The organism is Pantanalinema rosaneae CENA516 (assembly GCF_050753385.1).
Taxonomy (GTDB): Bacteria; Cyanobacteriota; Cyanobacteriia; order Leptolyngbyales; family Leptolyngbyaceae; genus Pantanalinema; species Pantanalinema rosaneae.
In genome coordinates this window covers 108,485-125,610 of record NZ_JBLZFZ010000002.1, presented here as the reverse complement: position 1 = coordinate 125,610, position 17,126 = coordinate 108,485, and the positions used below count along the sequence as shown (strand labels likewise).

General features: G+C 47.0%; 15 protein-coding genes. 10 read left to right on the top strand and 5 right to left on the bottom strand.

Going from position 1 to position 17,126, the window contains the following annotated elements; translation table 11 throughout:
* Position 1 precedes the first annotated feature (1 nt).
* Entirely contained in the window at positions 2-679 is a 678-nt protein-coding gene (locus ACN4EK_RS01550; RefSeq protein WP_431655593.1) for a DsbA family oxidoreductase, read from the top strand.
* Between the two features lie 34 nt (positions 680-713).
* On the opposite strand, the gene ACN4EK_RS01545 is transcribed toward ACN4EK_RS01550, so the two are convergent.
* The 3 genes from ACN4EK_RS01545 to ACN4EK_RS01535 form a co-directional block, all read right to left on the bottom strand.
* Complete coding sequence (locus ACN4EK_RS01545; protein WP_431655591.1) at positions 714-2,294, bottom strand: B12-binding domain-containing radical SAM protein; 1,581 nt, start codon at positions 2,292-2,294, stop codon at positions 714-716.
* Positions 2,295-2,853: 559 nt separating this feature from the next.
* Positions 2,854-3,420: a pentapeptide repeat-containing protein gene (locus ACN4EK_RS01540; RefSeq protein WP_431655589.1), complete on the bottom strand. Its 567-nt coding sequence runs from the start codon at positions 3,418-3,420 to the stop codon at positions 2,854-2,856.
* A 138-nt stretch (positions 3,421-3,558) separates the two neighbouring features.
* Positions 3,559-3,813 carry a DUF3134 family protein gene (locus ACN4EK_RS01535; protein ID WP_431655588.1) on the bottom strand — a complete coding sequence of 85 codons (255 nt, stop codon included), beginning with the start codon at positions 3,811-3,813 and terminating at the stop codon, positions 3,559-3,561.
* Between the two features lie 736 nt (positions 3,814-4,549).
* Between ACN4EK_RS01535 and ACN4EK_RS01530 the strand changes: the two genes are divergently transcribed.
* The 4 genes from ACN4EK_RS01530 (at position 4,550) to ACN4EK_RS01515 (ending at position 6,648) form a co-directional block, all read left to right on the top strand.
* Positions 4,550-4,819: an RNA recognition motif domain-containing protein gene (locus ACN4EK_RS01530; RefSeq protein WP_431655586.1), complete on the top strand. Its 270-nt coding sequence runs from the start codon at positions 4,550-4,552 to the stop codon at positions 4,817-4,819.
* Positions 4,820-4,912: 93 nt separating this feature from the next.
* Positions 4,913-5,101: a 30S ribosomal protein S21 gene (gene rpsU, locus ACN4EK_RS01525; protein WP_431655584.1), complete on the top strand. Its 189-nt coding sequence runs from the start codon at positions 4,913-4,915 to the stop codon at positions 5,099-5,101.
* Between the two features lie 156 nt (positions 5,102-5,257).
* Positions 5,258-5,614 (top strand): pentapeptide repeat-containing protein, encoded by a 357-nt coding sequence (locus ACN4EK_RS01520; RefSeq protein WP_431655582.1) that lies wholly within the window; start codon positions 5,258-5,260, stop codon positions 5,612-5,614.
* Between the two features lie 209 nt (positions 5,615-5,823).
* Entirely contained in the window at positions 5,824-6,648 is an 825-nt protein-coding gene (locus ACN4EK_RS01515) for an SDR family oxidoreductase (protein ID WP_431655580.1), read from the top strand.
* A gap of 33 nt (positions 6,649-6,681) precedes the next feature.
* On the opposite strand, the gene ACN4EK_RS01510 is transcribed toward ACN4EK_RS01515, so the two are convergent.
* Positions 6,682-8,325 (bottom strand): methyl-accepting chemotaxis protein, encoded by a 1,644-nt coding sequence (locus ACN4EK_RS01510; RefSeq protein WP_431655578.1) that lies wholly within the window; start codon positions 8,323-8,325, stop codon positions 6,682-6,684.
* Between the two features lie 397 nt (positions 8,326-8,722).
* On the opposite strand from ACN4EK_RS01510, the gene ACN4EK_RS01505 reads away from it, so the two are divergent.
* Entirely contained in the window at positions 8,723-9,010 is a 288-nt protein-coding gene (locus ACN4EK_RS01505) for a hypothetical protein (protein ID WP_431655576.1), read from the top strand.
* Between the two features lie 480 nt (positions 9,011-9,490).
* Positions 9,491-10,882 (top strand): serine/threonine protein kinase, encoded by a 1,392-nt coding sequence (locus tag ACN4EK_RS01500; protein ID WP_431655574.1) that lies wholly within the window; start codon positions 9,491-9,493, stop codon positions 10,880-10,882.
* Positions 10,883-10,973: 91 nt separating this feature from the next.
* On the opposite strand, the gene ACN4EK_RS01495 is transcribed toward ACN4EK_RS01500, so the two are convergent.
* Positions 10,974-13,469 (bottom strand): choice-of-anchor Q domain-containing protein, encoded by a 2,496-nt coding sequence (locus ACN4EK_RS01495; protein ID WP_431655573.1) that lies wholly within the window; start codon positions 13,467-13,469, stop codon positions 10,974-10,976.
* A gap of 490 nt (positions 13,470-13,959) precedes the next feature.
* Between ACN4EK_RS01495 and ACN4EK_RS01490 the strand changes: the two genes are divergently transcribed.
* From ACN4EK_RS01490 to ACN4EK_RS01480, 3 genes are all read left to right on the top strand, one after another.
* Positions 13,960-14,988, top strand: coding sequence for a chlorophyll a/b binding light-harvesting protein (locus ACN4EK_RS01490; protein ID WP_431655572.1), 1,029 nt, complete (start codon positions 13,960-13,962; stop codon positions 14,986-14,988).
* A 247-nt stretch (positions 14,989-15,235) separates the two neighbouring features.
* Positions 15,236-15,976 (top strand): alpha/beta fold hydrolase, encoded by a 741-nt coding sequence (locus ACN4EK_RS01485; RefSeq protein WP_431655571.1) that lies wholly within the window; start codon positions 15,236-15,238, stop codon positions 15,974-15,976.
* Between the two features lie 50 nt (positions 15,977-16,026).
* Entirely contained in the window at positions 16,027-17,046 is a 1,020-nt protein-coding gene (locus tag ACN4EK_RS01480; protein ID WP_431655570.1) for a helix-turn-helix transcriptional regulator, read from the top strand.
* Positions 17,047-17,126 lie beyond the last annotated feature (80 nt).

Below are 17,126 nucleotides of genomic sequence, written 5' to 3'. Positions count from 1 at the left end.
CATGGAACCGATTCGTATCCTTTACTTCTCTGATGTTCTCTGTATTTGGGCATACATTGCTCAGATCCGGCTGGATGAGTTAAAAACCACCTTTCAAGACAAGATTGCGATCGAGCAACATTTTGTCTCAGTCTTTGGGAATGCGCGGGAAAAGCTAGAGAATCGTTGGCGCGATCGTGGCGGGTTACAAGGGTATAGCGACCATGTGCAGGGGGTTGTTAAGAAGTTCAACCACATCACAGTACATCCCGATATTTGGACAACCGTAGTGCCGCCATCCTCCGCATCCTGTCACTTGTTTCTCCATGCGATTCAGTTACTCGAAATCAAAGGAATTGTGCCTGCCTCGGATCAGATGTTTGAAAAAGCCATTTGGGCATTTCGAGAACAGTTTTTTACTCAGTTAGCCAATGTTGCCGATCGTCAAGTGCAATTTGCCATTGCTGAAGCATTAGGACTACCGATCGCGGACATTCAAGCACAAATTGATAGTGGTGCAGCATACGCCCAACTCTCGCAGGATTTCGACCTGGTCAAGGAACATAGCGTCTCTGTCAGCCCCACCCTGATTTTTAATGAAGGTCGGCAACGATTGAATGGCAATGTCGGCTATCGGGTGATGGAAGCCAATATTCGCGAACTCCTGCACAATCCACCGGGCGAACAGTCCTGGTGCTGATGTTAATGAGGTAACAGTGCGATTGGTGAGCCATTTACGGTGTTAGCATCAGATCCCGACTCGGTGGCTTAGCAAGTTGTAGTGGATCATATCCTAGTTGTTGAGTCATCCGCTCTCTGGCTAATGCTCGGTATTCCCAGAAATGCTCACCTGCTGCACATAGCCCTAGGTAGGTATTGAGAACTTGGGGTTTCTGGAATAAGATGATCCAGAGTTGCCACCAAAATTGTCGTCGAATAGCGGGGCGACGAATTCCTTGGTGCCAAATCAGTTGCATCACTAATTTCAACCCTTTATTGAGAGGAAACTGCATGGTTTGCTTGTGATTCTTTTGGAAATGCAGCTTCAGGCATTGCTGAAAACAGCGTCTCAGATAATTTCTCGGCTCATACAACGTCCACAAACCTTCGACATACTCTTCGGCTATTTCGGTGAGCGGGCGAGTTGGCACAAAATTCATCAGAGTATTCTGATCCCCCGTGGCAAGCTGACTGCCCTCAATTAACCGCCGCTCTTGTTGTAGCCGCTCCCACAAGGCAGTATTCGGCAATGCTTGCAGGATGCCGACCATCGGTTGGGGAATGCTGGTTTGTTCAACAAACGCGGCAATACGATCGCCCGCGCCCGATCGTTCGCCATCAAACCCCAGAATAAATCCAGCATAGATGAGTAACCCAGCTTGATTAATTTTATGACAGGCTTCTACTAGCGGATTGCGAGTATTTTGCAATTTACGAGTGACTTGTAAACTATCCTGATCAGGCGTTTCAATGCCAAGGAAAACGGCATAAAAGCCAGCCTCGCCCATCAGGTTGAGCAATTCATCATCCTCGGCTAAATTAACTGACGCTTCGGTAATAAAGCTAAACGGATAATGATGTTGCTGCATCCAGGGAATCAGTTCCCGCAGAAAGCGTTTGACATTGCGTTGATTACCAATAAAATTATCATCCACAATGAAAAGTGATCCACGCCAGCCTAAATCATAGAGGGTTTGTAGCTCAGCTAGGGCTTGTGTAGGTTCTTTAGTGCGGGGTTTGCGCCCATAGAGAGAAATAATGTCACAAAATTCACAATTGAATGGACAACCCCGCGAAAACTGGATCGCCATCAGTAAATAGGCATCCCGCTGCAACAGGTCAAACCGGGGCATCGGGCTTTGGGTAACATCCGGTTTTTCTGGAGAACGAAAGATGCCGTGGGTTTCGCCTTGACTGAGCGCTTCCAGGAATAGTGGTACGGTCATCTCCCCTTCATCCAGAATCAGAAAATTGGCACCAGCCTCCAAGGCATCCTGGGGCACAGATGTAGGATAGGGTCCCCCCACCGCGACAGGTTTACCGAGGCGAGCCGCTTTGCGGATCAAGGCTTGAAAATCAGATTTCTGTACAATCATGGCGGAAAGAATGACCAGGTCACACCACTGCCAATCAGCGTCAGTTTCACTCGCGACATTGCGATCGCGAAACCGGATCTCCCAGGTTGAGGGTAAGAGAGCTGCAACTGTAATAATTCCGAGCGGCGGAATCACTGCTTTCAATCCAGCAATTTCCATGAAGCGATCATAAGACCAAAACGATTGAGGAAATTGAGGATAGAGCAGGAGTGCTTTCATAAATCCCTTGGGTAGTTAAGTTGACTTGAATGTACGGAAAAGTATCGGATCAAGCAGCCTTTTGAAACCTCAGGATGTCCTGCCTTGTTTACAGCCTACAACCAGACAGGCATCACCTCATGGCAGTGGCTACAACGCCAGTACACGCCCCTTGAGCCAATGTGACGGAGTAAAACATACGAACAACAGGGGCAGGTATGTTGCGCTGTCATACTGTGATCAAGAGGAGTTGATGACCGGGTGCTCTGAGGCACTCGAACAGTTGGTTTCAGAGAAGTGATAATTAAAGCTAGCATGTTAAAGATACTGCCTATGAGGTGAGCTTAAGTGAAATAGGACTCAATCCTGATCTATCCTCAGGATGAAAATACGATTACATTAGAGGTGTCCAAAAACGCAAAATTGTCGTATTCTATTCTTGCAAGTTATATTCAAAAGAATAACTTCTTAATTGATCAAGACTAAGGCTCGTTTGCGTTCGGCAGAAGAGTTGCCTTGATCAATTGTAACTACATTGGGCTGGTATAGCTTAACCAGCACAACACTGGTTGACTCTCTATCACCCATAGAGCCAATTATAAATTGTGCCGTTTGGCATTATGGTTTTGCTCAATTCTGCTCTATCAATATTCGCCCCTTGAAGATTGGCTCCAGTTAAATCTGCTTCACCTAAATACGCTCCATCTAAGTCGGCATTACTCAGGTCTGTCTCCCGCAAATTGGCTCCAGTTAAATCTGCTCCGCGCAAATCAACGCCACTTAAATCCGCTTTGCCAAGGTCTGCTGACCGTAGATCAGAGCCTCCCAGCTTGGCTCCGCTAAGGTTCGCACCATTTAAATTGGCGTGGGTTAAATCTGCTCCACTCAGGTCTGCATCACTTAGGTCTGCATGAGTTAAACAAACTTGAATCATCGCAGCATCAGCCAAATTAGCCTGATTTAACTTGGCTTGATTGAGGTGAGCCTCTGTTAGATCTGCTCCACGTAAATCTGCCCCAATCAACTCGGCTCCAACGAGGTTTGCCCCAATTAACTTGGCACTGCTTAAACAAACTTGAACCAGGTTAACCCGACTAAAATCTCGTTGCCCTATGGCGTAGAGCCTCAAAATTTCTTGAGCATCCATATTTTCTCCTAAACTGTTAGTGATTTGTATGCAAGTGAATGTTGATTTGGTGTCATATTCTCAATGATGTATGAAATTAGAAATCTAATGTAGATCAGAGTTCCTTAGAAGCTCCGTGTTACAGGTCAAAACAACTTGCTATAGCTCCTCTTCCTCTTCCTCTTCATCTAAAGGATAGAGTTCTGGATCTAAAAAATCATTGATGTCCTCTGCCATTTTGTAATCTTTCAATTCATTATTCTCTTCACTAGAATGAAGCCTGCCGGAGCTTTCTAACCAACTCAATAATGATTCTCTGGCTATGGGCGGAACCACTTTAATTCGTTGGTTCCGAGGTTCTTCGCTTAGAGAAGGGTTATAACAGGGAGGTGTTGTAACTATTTTCTCTTTCATCAACGTTGCTCCAAATTGAGAATAAATGAATAAATAGGAGAGAATTAAACGACAATTCCGATTAAAGAACTATCGATTACTTCATCAACCTCTGGGTGCTTGAGGTGAGACTATTGCTCTGTTAGAGTAGTGACCAGCAGATGCGTTAAACTACTAAGAACCAATATGATTGTGATTTAATCAACACTATCAATAGTGACAAAAGAGCATAGTGCCTAATTCAGCCCTTTTGAGTAAATACTAGCTTTGAGCTTCTATCAGAACCAGTTCACGACCGACGCTGTGAGACTGTTGATCAGATTAAGGTTTTTCCAACAGATTTTGGTGTCACTATGGATAGCCTCTTAAATAGACCTCACCAGTTCCATTATAGTCTATTTAATCAGTAAATGGATTGCCTGACAGCTTGTACTAGATCAACGTTATGCACTCTATAACGCTCCTATGGGGATTGTGAGCAGTATTTCCGCCAGAAACTTCCTGACAAAGCCTCTACTATCTCATAAGCGATTTGAGAGTGCTACATAAGTTACAGCGATTAAGAACATACGACTTGAGCCAGTGAAGATAGCTACGTGGCTCGATCGATATTTTTTAGTTAAAATTGTCCTATTCTTGTAAGTCTTGTGCTAGTGTCCTTATCACAGGCTTATTTTCGGCTGTTGTAATTCGTTTTCAAAGCGTTTCTCCGAATCTAACTCTCTACACCATTGATCTCTGATTTGGGAGAATCCTTATGTCAGTTTATGTTGGCAATCTGTCTTACGACGTTACGCAGGATAGCTTGACTCAAGTTTTTGCAGAGTACGGTACTGTCAAACGCGTTCAGCTACCTACGGACCGGGAAACAGGTCGGTTGCGGGGGTTTGCTTTTGTTGAAATGGAGACAAATGCTGAAGAAACTGCGGCGATCGAGGCATTAGATGGTGCCGAATGGATGGGACGGGACATCAAAGTTAACAAAGCGAAACCTCGTGAAGAACGCGGTTCCTCCCGCCGCTATTAAATCTAAGCAGGCAACCAGAAAGGCAGACTCACCCTCGTGTTTGTCTTTCGGTTTTCTTCGCTGGCTCAATCTGTCAACTCATGAGGACATTCAGTGACCCAAGTTATTCCTGGGGAAAATGAAGGAATTGAATCAACATTGCGCCGCTTCAAGCGGGAAGTTTCTAAGGCTGGGATTTTTCCAGACATCAGGAAACATCGCCATTTTGAAACTCCAATCGAAAAACGGAAGCGCAAAGCACTGGCTAAGCATAAACAGCGTAAGAGAAAGTTTCGCTATTGATGGCTAAGGTTTCTCCAGGGCGATCGCAATTTTTTGCAGAACTCTGGTAATAGGTAGCTCAGAACACAAGTTTAAATTGCTGGCTGATTAGTAATGGCTGGCATTTTAGGGCTTGATGCGTATGGTTAAGTTGATTTTTTAACTCTCTGGAACACCATGAATACTAAGGAACTTTTGAGTCGATATGCAGCCGGACAAAGAGATTTTAGAAATTTGAATTTGATCGCAGCAAATCTGCGAAATATGAATTTAAGTGGAATCAATCTCAGCGGTGCTAATTTAACTAAGGCAAATCTGACGAGAACGAACTTAAGCCATGCGAATCTCACAGATGCTGTGTTAGTTGAGGCAAATTTTGCTGAAACAAATTTCACCCAAGCTAATTTGACCAATGTTAATTTAGGTGAAACTAATTTAAGTCAAGCTCATTTGCAAGGAACAACAATGCCCAACGGCATGAAGTCAACTACACACTCTCATCAACTTCAGGCTACTCTTACCAGAAAAGCGTGACTATCTCATTCCAACGATCCTAATTAGCTCAGTAGTGAGTGCGTTAGCTTTCTTGGTATACATCTTTCAGCAGCCTCCTAGCTTAATTCACCAGACATGGTTTGGTGAATTTTAGTCAGTCCTAAACTCCGACGCAAGAATCTGTCCTATCCTACAAAAATCGCTTGGCTATGCCAGTCTAATGGTGTGGATGATTCGAGGGCTACTATATGACCTTTGCAAATAAAACGGTAATCCTCACGGGGGCTTCGGCTGGAATTGGTCGATCGCTCGCCATTGCTCTGGCTGAACAAAGCAGTAATTTGGTTTTAGCGGCTCGTAGCCAAACGGCGCTAGAAGACGTTGTTCAGGCTTGTACTGAGGCAGGAGGTAAAGCGATCGCGGTTCCAACCGATGTCACCCAACCTCAAGCCTGCCAACACTTAATTGAGCAAGCGATCGCCACCTTCGGACAGATTGATGTTCTAGTCAATAATGCTGGAATTTCGATGCTGACTCGCTTCGACCAGATTACCGATCTGTCAATTTTCGAGCAAGTGATGCAGGTCAATTACCTCGGTGCTGTTTATTGTACCCATTATGCGCTCTCGTACCTCAAAGCCAGTCAGGGACTATTAGTTGCCGTCTCATCCCTCTGTGGTAAAACCGCCGTCCCCACTCGTAGCGGCTATGTTGCCAGTAAACATGCCATGCAGGGCTTCTTCGATACGCTGCGGATTGAACTTCAGGGAACTGGCGTAGATGTGCTGGTTGTGTCCCCCGGATTTGTGGCGACTGATATTCGGCAGCGAGCGTTAGGAGCCGATGGGCAACCCTTAGGTCAAAGCCCTCGGGACGAAAGTCAGGGCAATATGTCGATCGCGGAATGTGTCCGGCAAATTCTGGGGGCAATGGAACGGCGACAACGGGAGCACACCATGACCTGGAAAGGCAAAATTATCCCGTGGGCAAAATTACTGCTGCCAGGACTGGTCGATCGCATGGCTGCCAGGGCGGCTCAAGGTTCGTCCTCCCAACCAGTGAGACCCCGTTGATTCGGGAGAGAGGATGGCGACCACCACGACCAACTAGAGCTGTTGTAAATTATCGGTGTGAATTTTGAAGCGAGAGATGGCTGTTTGTAAGCCCTGGGCAACATGGCTGAGTTGGGTAATCACTGTGTTGGTTTCGTTGAGCGATGCGGCTGTTTGTCCAGACGATTCTTTCAACTGCATCATAGCTTCGCTAATCTGCTGCGCTCCCTGTGACTGCATCTCCATCCCATAATTGACCTGAGTAAATTGTGGCGTTAGGGTCTGTACTTGCTCAATGACCTGGGTGATTTGAGTGCTAATGGTGTCTATATCCTCTACGCCCCGATCGACCTGGCGAGCAAACTTATCCATCTCCATTACTCCCGTTGAGACGGCTGATTGCATAGCTTTCACCATCTGTTCAATATCTAATGTTGCCACAGCAGTTTGGTCAGCTAACCGGCGAATTTCGCGAGCGACCACACCAAAACCCAGCCCATGCTCCCCTGCCTTTTCAGCCTCGATCGCCGCATTAAGAGACAACAGGTTCGTTTGATCTGCCACCTTGGCGATCGTCGTAACAATGGTATTAATGTTGTTGGCTCTCTCGCTGATTGTCCCCAGCTTACTTGAAATGGCTGTCGTTGAAGCGGAGAGTTGCTGCATAGTACCGGCTATTTGTAACAGCCCCTGTTGGCCAGCATCCGCCGCCGCCGTAGTCGATTGAGCCGTGGCAGCAATCTCTTCCATCACTCTCGCCAGTTCACTCGCTGTAGTTGCGATCTCTTTAGCAGTGGCAACCACTTGGGTTGTGGCGGCTACTTGTTCATTCAGGGTGGCTTCCAGTTGTTTGCCGGAGGCAGCAATCTGAGTCGTTGAGGAGGTGACTTGAATGCCAGACTGCTGAACCTGGCAAATTAAGGTATTGAGGTGATGGGTCATGGAGCGGAACGCCATGAGCAACTTAGTAATCTCTTGGCTATCTGCTACCGTGATTTCGATCGGTGTTGTTAAATCTCCTACAGAAATGCACTCGGCAGTATGAACCACTTGATTGATTTTACGTCCCAGAGGAGCCGCGATCGCATGGCTCACCCATAGCCCGACTAGCACAACAAATACAGTCGATACCGCCGTTCCACCCAGAACTAAGAGGAGCATCAGGTGGCGAGCATCTGCTTCTTCCTGATTTTTCTGTGCCAGGAGTTGTGTCTGCTGAGCGACAATTTCTTGTCGTCTTGCTTCGGCTTCTAACATTCGTAGCGAGCTGAGTAACTCCTTCGCTTCATTGAGTTTGCGTTGCTCTACCAGAGCAAAAATTTGATCTGCCCGTCCCTGGATCTCTGTCCAATGGGTATTAAAGAACGCTAGCTGGGTTTTCAAGTAGGGATCTTGTCTCAGTTGACTCAGTTGAGTGGATCCCGATTGAAACACTTGCAGCCCATTTTCGTAACTTTTGAGATAGCTTTTATCGTTGGGAAAGAGCACATAGCCCCGCACATTCCGCACCATAGTGCCCATACCAAACGTCATTTCGTTGATGCCACCAATGATGATTTGAGCTGTTTCTACCGCCTCTTGTCGCTCAAATGTACTGAGGGCACTGGTATATACGATCGCTCCCAGACCTACTAGACAAAGAATTGGCAGTGAATAACCAAACAAGATCCGAATTTTGAGATTGGAGTTGTTAAACATGAGTCATTCCTGCATTGGAGTTCCAATATATGCCTAAAATCCTATGGATAATGCAATTTTTCCCAGGATGCTCAACAGAGATACAAAAGCGCCCTAATATCCACTCCAAGCAATTTCTATGTCAGAGGAATATAGAAGTAGTTTAAGTATTATTACCAAGTCATCTTAACTAACGATCGTGATTCCGTAGTTTCTCGATGGTTTTTCAGCGTTTGAGTGGAAGGTAGAAATGATCTCCGCAATTTCCTCCTTCTAATTTAATTTTCCTGGAGCTAGTTTTTATTTAGCAGATGTTTGAAAGGTCAGGATTGCTACTGTTCAATCATCCTCAAACATGTTTTGCAGCTTAAACCGTTCCACTATTGCGATTCACAGGTCATATACCAGGAGTTGTTTCATGATGAATTCGTTGCTCAAGGCGACAGCAGCAATATTAATGATGGCGGCTGGTTCTACAGTGTCTTTAGCGCCTGCATTCGCGCAAGAAGCACCAAGATGGGCAGTAGATGCTTGTACGAATGAAGTTGCCAAGTATGGCGTGTCGGTGACTGAAATTACAGATGTAATTACGGGCAAGGGTGGAGCAACATTGACCATGAATGGCTACAATTCAGCTTCTGTTCCAGTGACCTTTGTTTGTACTTATACGATCGATACCAATGAGGTCATGATTGAATACCAATAATCATTGGAATGGCGATCGCAAAAATCACTTGTTAGTCTAGAACTAACTACAGCTTGCACAATCATCGCTTGCCCTGGAACCTGGTTATCATGCCAGGTTTTTTATGCTGATCACAGCATCCTGAGTATAGGAGCTAACGGCAGATATAATCTCCCGTAGGGGATATTTCATCCCTCAAAAGCCGTTTTTTAGCTATCGCAATATAAAGATAATCTGTGCTTCTTACAGCCGTTTTCAAATGAATGCACCACACTTGTCAATTCGGTCAGCCCTCTTTTCTAGTATGCCCGTAGGGCTTTAAGCCCCCTTTCTACGATGCCGTCAGACCATATTCTGGAGGACTTTAGCTCCTGTTCCCCCAAAATTGGGGGCTAGGGGGGCGAAAACTGCTGTAAGCAGGATTCAGCCGATTAGCATGATGTTTGGCTATGGTGGAATAGAAGATAATTAGTCTGTCCATACTGTTATAGGTCAGAAGCTATGGATCACCTGATTGGTCATGTTTTACACGATCGCTATCAGATTCAGTCCTTGCTCGGTCGGCAAACCGGTCGGAGGACATTTTTAGCAAGCGACCTACAAACAGGATCGTCGGTTGTGATTAAGCTACTACTATTTGGGCCCGACTTTACCTGGGAGGATTTGAAGCTATTTGAACGGGAAGCTGAAGTCCTCAAAGCGCTTAATCATCCGGCAATTCCTAAATATCTGGATTACTTTGAGGCAGAAACGGAACTCGGTAAAGGGTTTGGATTAGTTCAAACGTATATCGAAGCGCAATCGCTCCAGGATTGGATTCAGTCTGGTCGTACCTTCAGTGAGACAGATTTAAAGGCGATCGCCAAACAGCTATTAAGCATTCTGGATTATCTACATCATCGTCAGCCACCTGTGATTCACCGAGACATTAAACCGAGCAATATTTTGTTGGGCGATCGCAGTGGGAATCAGTTGGGGCAGGTTTACCTGATTGATTTTGGGTCGGTACAAACTGCTGTACATACCGGAACCCGGACTGTCGTTGGCACGTATGGTTATATGCCACCTGAGCAATTTGGGGGTCATGCCACCCCGGCATCCGATCTGTATGCTTTAGGCGCAACGCTAATTTATCTGACGACAGGACAGCATCCGGATCAATTGCCTCAGCGTGAGATGCGGATTTTGTTTGAGGATAGCGTTAGTCTCAGTCACCATCTGACAGACTGGCTAACCTGGTTGACCGAACCCAGCACCGATTTACGGCTGAAGTCTGCCCAGCAAGCATTAGCCGCCTTAGAACAACCAACCTTACGCCAGAGTGGCTTGGCAAAAGTGACCAAACCCGTTGGGAGTAAGGTGCAACTCACCAACACTCGTCAACTGTTGGAGATTATGATTCCGCCACGCGGCTTTCACGCGGGACTGATCCCCATGATTGGCTTTGCCATTGCCTGGAATTCCTTTCTAGTCATGTGGTATGGCATCGCTTTTTCGACTTGGAGTTCTGGCGGCTGGTTTGCTGCCCTGTTTGCCATTTGTCATTTGGGGGTTGGTCTGGGTTTAATTTGGGGGATTTTCTTTACGCTGTTCGGCAAAACCAGATTGCGGATTACACCATTTGAGATTGTGCTAGCCTCTGAGGTCTTAGGCAGGCGGTGTTTCCCTTTTATTAAAGCCGATCGCAAAAATATTACGAAAATCGAACTGACCCGTCTGGTGTATAAACGAGACTCTGAGGGCAGTAGTGTTGCGGTGCCGCCACAGATTCATATTTGGGCAGGAACCAAGAAATTGTCGTTAGGCGGCAGCGATCGATTAACGCCTCCGGAACTAGACTGGTTGGCACAGGAGTTGAGCGGTTGGTTAAGGTTGCCAGTGACCAGTGATTAGTCATGACGATGGCTGTACCGTTTAGTCCATTTGGTACAGCCATTGCCTGCTCTACTCCGGTGGAGGATCTTCTAGACTGTTATCCTCCAAGTCAGGAAAGCTGGATAGAAACAGTGGCGGTGCTTGTTTTACCTTTGCTATCGCTAATGGTATAGGTAAAGCGATCGATGGATGAAGGTCTGGCAAGGCTCATCCGGTGCTGGTAGGTGAAGCTACCGTCAGCATTCAGAATCAGGCTACCACTTTGCGGATTACTGTAGCCGACGATCGTGAAGGTGTCACCATCGATCGCGGAATCATTCACCAACACGGGAATTGTGACTCTACCACCGAACCGACTCCAGGCACTATCATTGCGAGCAGTCGGCGCAATCTCCTCGTAGGCTCCGATATCAGGTCGGGCTGAACGAAACATACCCCGTTGATCAATCACAAGTCTATCATTGGGATTACCGGCATTCAACGCCGGACTGCCCGCCAGGAGGGCATGAGTCCAGGTTGAGCCACCATTGTTCTGTAAAACTCCCAGGCGCGGATCGATCGGGGAGTCTGTTGTACCGACCTGATCGCCATTCTGCCCATGACTGAATCCACGGGCATAGCTATTTTGACCAATTAAGTTATATCCTTCGCTGATAAACTGACCCATTAAGTCTGAGAATACTGCGTTACCGGCAACGATCGTGTTCTTGAGCCGGACAACTCCATTTTCGCCATACATATTGTAGATAGCACTATATAGAGGACTGCCGCTGATTCCAGATGTGCCAGTGATGGTGCTGGAGTCGATGCTTAAGGTGCCAGCATTAACGACACTGCCAAAAGTAGAAGGAGCCGTTTGGTTCTGGCTCACGGTCACGTTCTGCATCAGCATGGTACCGAGGTTGCCAATGACACCAAGTGCGCCATACCCAGAATTGTTGTAAATGGTGCTGTGCTTGAGAGTGAGATTAGCGTTGGCACTATTATGGATGACACCACCGATATAGGTCACTGATTGACTATCTCGAACCACACTATTAGAAACGGTTAAATTACCGTCGTTATGAATGCCAGATCCACCAATATCGCCACCATAATGCCAATAAGCATTGGCGATCGTCAGTCCATCGATTTCTACCGTAGTATCTCTAGCAATGGAGAAAACACGGAATCGATTGTTGCCACTGATGGTTAAAACATTTGCCCCAGAACCATTGATTGTCAGTGATTTGTTGATGGCTAGTTCACCTGAATTCAGTGTAATCGTGCCACTCAAATCGTTGGCAAAGTTGATGATGCCACCCTCGTTGATATAGCGAATGGCTTCTCGGAGCGATGCGTTCCCGGCACTGAAATTGCCATCATCTGCATCCAACAAGGTATCGACGGTGAATTGAGCAAAGGCGGCTTCATAAGCACCAATATCAGCCGGGGTACTGCGCTGAACACCACGCTGATCGGTTAAGAAAACTCCATAGCGATCGCCCGCATCAATGGCAAGACTATCGGCTTGAAGGGCATGAGTCCAGGTATAGCCACCGTTATCTCTTAAGGCACTGAGTCGGGGATTAATCCGATTGGTGCTAGTGCCCACTAACGGACTGGCGGTAAACCCTATACTGCCGGTGCGATCGCCAATCAAATTATCACCAGAGTCAGAGAAATTACCCGCAACATCTGGATGAATGCTGCCAACTCCAGAATTGTTTGGCGTGTCAACGTTACCTGCAATAATACTGCTCTTAACACTGACTGTACCTGCCGTGTTGAGGATACCGCCACCGTTCCCCAAACCATCATTGTCGCTGTCAGCAACGTTGAGGGTAATGGTACTGTTTTGCACAATCACAGAACCAGTGTTATTCCAGATTGCCCCACCATCTAAACCAGCCCGATTACCACTCAGGGTGCTACTAATCACCCATAAACGCCCGTGGTTATCAATTCCTCCCCCACTGGTAGCGGCGGTGTTGTTATGCAGGGTGCTGTTATTCAGGTTTAAGAACCCTTCATTAGTAATCGCCCCACCTACGGCTGCATTGCTCTGGCGAATGGTGCTATTAGTCAGAGTCAGATGACCTGTCGCTGTATTCAGAATGCTACCTGCCCGAAATGCCGAGCCATTGGCGATCGTCAGTCCCAAAAGTCTCACACTACTACTGGTTTCAAAAATGCGAGAGCGATTGTTACCGCTAATCGTGATTTGCCCTCCTCCGTCAATGATGGCTGGATTGGTAATGGCTAATTGTCTACCGCTCAGCGTAATCGTATGGGCTCCTGCCCCTAACGCGAAGTTGATCACATTCGGATCCCCGGCGGCGTTGGCAAGGGCGATCGCTTCCCGTAAGGTCAGGACACCATCATTGGGGTCTTCAGTGTCGGCGGTACTGGTGACTGTAAATGTAATTGGCGGAGGTGCTTGAGTAGAAATGGCCACATTGCTAATAACTGGATCTGAACTGCCAACCAGTCCCAGTGGTTGAGTCTGAAGTGCAGCTTGCAGATCACTGTTGACCAATGGTTGTAAGCCGGTACTCAGTCCTGTGGAGGCAGAAGTGAGGTAAGCAGTCTGAGCCAATAGACTAGAGGAGTGAATACAATTCATGGAAGTGAAATCCTTAGATATAGAAAGCAACGATATGGGGCAATGCCGATGCATCCTCTAACCCTTTCTGCGGGTCTAATGGTTGGTTTATGCAGTGATGGCTGCAACTTGCGCTTGTGTTTGTGCGATCCAGGCTTCCACGTTCCTAGCGTCAACGATTAGCTGAGTTCAGCAGCGCCTGTCCTCGTAGAAAGGTTTTCTTATTAGGAACTTTTCTAAGTTGCTCGTTAAACTAGCATCAGAGTTAATTTTGTTTCAGGCTATGAGCGATCGCGATAACAAATCATTCGAGTAGCCCTGGAACTTCTGGATCCTAGGATGTATGCCTCGCACAACCCTGCCCTGAGGTGTTGATAGTGTCGCATAGCCACTCAATATTTGCTTAATAATACTTAATATTAGCTTATTGAGAACTATTCTAAACTAATTTCGTTGCAGCTTATTGCTCTTATTTCTCAATAAGCTGTACCGTTCTTTAACCGATGAATCTATGCAGACTTACGACAACCCAACTGTGAAGTATGACTGGTGGGCGGGGAATGCCCGTTTCGCCAACTTATCTGGCTTATTTATCGCGGCCCATGTGGCTCAGGCAGCCCTGATTACCTTTTGGGCAGGGGCGTTTACGTTGTATGAAATTTCCTGGTTTGACCCGACACGATCGATGGGTGAACAAGGGTTGATCCTGTTGCCCCATCTAGCGACCTTAGGGTTTGGGATTGGTCAAGGTGGGCAAGTTGTTAGTACCTATCCCTTCTTTGTGATTGGTGCAATTCACCTAATTGCTTCGGCAGTATTTGCGGCAGGGGCATTATTCCACACCTTTAGAGCCCCAGAAGATTTAAAAGCGGCATCCGGGCAAGCCAAGAAATTCCATTTTGCCTGGAGTGACTCCAAGCAGCTTGGGTTAATTCTGGGACATCATTTGCTATTTTTAGGAATTGGAGCCTTCTTACTGGTTGCGAAAGCGATGTACTGGGGTGGGCTCTATGATGCTGCCAGTCAAACCGTTCGGGTGGTTACAGAGCCAACGCTGAATCCAGCCATTATTTACGGCTATCAAACTCACTTTGCCAGTATTGATAACCTGGAAGATTTAGTCGGTGGTCACATCTATGTAGGAGTCATGCTGATTGCTGGCGGCATCTGGCATATTCTTGTACCTCCATTGAACTGGACTAAAAAGGTCTTGATCTTTTCGGGCGAAGCAATTCTGTCCTACTCGTTAGCTGGAATTGCTCTAGCAGGATTTGTTGCTGCCTACTTCTGTGCCGTCAATCCGTTGGCATATCCCATTGAATTCTATGGAGCCCCGCTAGAAATCAAGCTGGGAATTACCCCCTATTTTACGGATACGGTTCAGTTACCGTTAGGAGCGCATACTCCTCGTGCCTGGTTAGCGAATACTCACTTCTTCCTGGCGTTCTTTTTCCTGCAAGGGCATCTGTGGCATGCGTTACGGGCGATCGGGGTTGATTTCCGTCGTGCCGAGCGGGCACTCAGTTCAGCAGAAGTTTAATTGTAGTGTTGTGGAGTGAAGCGGTAATGGGGGGATGGGATAGTCAGTGAGGTGGTGGGGCAGAAACCAGGAAAAGCGCTGATTCCAGGTTGACCGCGTGGCTTCTTCACGGATTGCTCTCGTCCACTCTCCTCCCCATCTATTGCTTTACTTCCACATTGCAGTGAGAAAAAACAATTGTAATGCCTATAGCTGCAAACGGATAATCAGTCGTAAATTAGGAAATTAGAAAATTAGGAAATATTGAATGTCTCATTCTATCGATGCCCTTTGGTTGAATGTTAGTCTTCCTTTACAAGGATTCGATCGCCCATTACTCAAGCACTTAGCACAACACACGGCGATCGCTCAGTGGGAATATACTCAAACTCTGGATGAACCAACATCATTAGATACAGCGTTAGAGTTATTACATGATTATTTAAATCGCTACGATCGCCCAATTCATCTACTGGGACATAGCACCGGCGGCTTGTTGGGGCTACTCTATGCCCGCCAATATCCGGAGCGAGTGCGATCGCTGACCTTACTTTCCGTAGGAGTGCATCCGGCAGTTGATTGGCAAACGCTGTACTATGCTCAACGCCGCTTACTTCCTCTGGATCAGCAGACTATTTTACGACAAATAGTGTATGGCTTATTGAGTTACCCACCCAAGGATATCACCGAAAAAGTGATCAAGCTATTAGAGCAAGACCTCTATCAATCACTTTCGCCCCACAGTTTGCTGCGATCGGTGAGTCTGCTACCTGTGCCTGTTGATGTGCCACTGCTGGTCTGTGGGAGTGTGGATGATGTCGTGATTGATCCGAATCAACTGAAAGGGTGGCAGGCGTATTTCAACCATGCCGCCTCTCGACTGTGGGTTTGTCCGGGCGGTCGCTACTTCTTTCACTATTTCTACCCCCAACCGGTGAGTGAGCAGATCGGACAGTTTTGGCAAACGATCGCCACTGATCGCCAACTGTTGACAAGTATTCTCAGCTAAGGTATTGTCCATGTCAATACAGTCAGTTTATTGGTTAAACCGCTTGGAATATGGCGATCGTGCTCTCTGACACAACGTGGACAAATTTGTGGCAAGAAAGTCGGCTACAAGCACGACAAATTGACCCCAAGGATGACACTGATTGCCTGTTTGAATGCCCTTCCCTGTTCGGGCGAGGCTATAAGCGGGATATTTTCTTGCGGAACGGGATTCAGTTAACCTTCCATCGCTATCAATTTCAGGACGATCTGGTGTTTTCGGGGATTCGTCCGGAAGAAACGGAGTGTCTGGAATGGGTATTTAACCTCTCGTCTACCTTTCGCTACTTGAATGACACCTACATTACAAACGGGCAGCATTACGTTGCGGGGCTATTTTTGCCCGGTGGTGTCAGTGAGGAATTGGCACGAGATGCGCGAGTGGAAGTAGATATTCATCTAGAACCAGAACAATTCTGTCGGTTAATTGATCATCATCTCGATATCCTGCCGACGGAGTTACTCAGAATGTTAGAGGGGGATGTCACGATTCCTCTATCCCCTGTCCGAACGATTACGCCAACGATGCAATTAGCGTTGCAGCAGATGCTGGATTGCCCGTATCAGGGGGTGATGAAGCAGATGTATTTGGAGAGTAAATCAATTGAAGTGTTGACCCTGTGGTTAGACCAGGCGCTGGCTAACGATGTCTCAATCAGGGCACTAAGCGATCGTCGGGCAGATCAATCAAGCCCAGCTTTACGGACAACCGATGTTGACCGCATTCATCAGGCGAAGGAAATTCTGTTACAGCAGTTTGAAAATCCTCCATCCTTGATGGCGTTAGCCCGACAGGTTGGACTGAATGACTGTACGCTCAAGCGAGGATTTAAACAGGTATTTGGCACAACGGTATTTGGCTATTTGCACCAGTACCGCATGGAACAGGCACGATCGCTGTTACTCAATAAGCAATGCTCAGTGACAGAGGTTGCGCGTCGGGTGGGTTACAACAATGCTTGTGCCTTCAGTACCGCATTCCGCAAAAAATTTGGGGTAAGTCCAAGATCCGTCCGCCAACAGTTGCTTTAGTGCCACGTCCGGCGATCGCGGATGGCGAAAGTTCCGTTTCACCAAACAAAAATTCCGTTTCACCAAAGTTTGGTAGCCCA

Excerpts from the sequence above, each read along its gene's own strand:
- ACN4EK_RS01550 (WP_431655593.1), top strand. The coding sequence starts at position 2 with ATGGAACCGATTCGTATCCTTTACTTCTCTGATGTTCTCTGTATTTGG.
- ACN4EK_RS01545 (WP_431655591.1), bottom strand. The coding sequence starts at position 2,294 with ATGAAAGCACTCCTGCTCTATCCTCAATTTCCTCAATCGTTTTGGTCT.
- ACN4EK_RS01540 (WP_431655589.1), bottom strand. The coding sequence starts at position 3,420 with ATGGATGCTCAAGAAATTTTGAGGCTCTACGCCATAGGGCAACGAGAT.
- ACN4EK_RS01535 (WP_431655588.1), bottom strand. The coding sequence starts at position 3,813 with ATGAAAGAGAAAATAGTTACAACACCTCCCTGTTATAACCCTTCTCTA.
- ACN4EK_RS01530 (WP_431655586.1), top strand. The coding sequence starts at position 4,550 with ATGTCAGTTTATGTTGGCAATCTGTCTTACGACGTTACGCAGGATAGC.
- ACN4EK_RS01520 (WP_431655582.1), top strand. The coding sequence starts at position 5,258 with ATGAATACTAAGGAACTTTTGAGTCGATATGCAGCCGGACAAAGAGAT.
- ACN4EK_RS01515 (WP_431655580.1), top strand. The coding sequence starts at position 5,824 with ATGACCTTTGCAAATAAAACGGTAATCCTCACGGGGGCTTCGGCTGGA.
- ACN4EK_RS01510 (WP_431655578.1), bottom strand. The coding sequence starts at position 8,325 with ATGTTTAACAACTCCAATCTCAAAATTCGGATCTTGTTTGGTTATTCA.
- ACN4EK_RS01505 (WP_431655576.1), top strand. The coding sequence starts at position 8,723 with ATGATGAATTCGTTGCTCAAGGCGACAGCAGCAATATTAATGATGGCG.
- ACN4EK_RS01500 (WP_431655574.1), top strand. The coding sequence starts at position 9,491 with ATGGATCACCTGATTGGTCATGTTTTACACGATCGCTATCAGATTCAG.
- ACN4EK_RS01495 (WP_431655573.1), bottom strand. The coding sequence starts at position 13,469 with ATGAATTGTATTCACTCCTCTAGTCTATTGGCTCAGACTGCTTACCTC.
- ACN4EK_RS01490 (WP_431655572.1), top strand. The coding sequence starts at position 13,960 with ATGCAGACTTACGACAACCCAACTGTGAAGTATGACTGGTGGGCGGGG.
- ACN4EK_RS01485 (WP_431655571.1), top strand. The coding sequence starts at position 15,236 with ATGTCTCATTCTATCGATGCCCTTTGGTTGAATGTTAGTCTTCCTTTA.
- ACN4EK_RS01480 (WP_431655570.1), top strand. The coding sequence starts at position 16,027 with ATGGCGATCGTGCTCTCTGACACAACGTGGACAAATTTGTGGCAAGAA.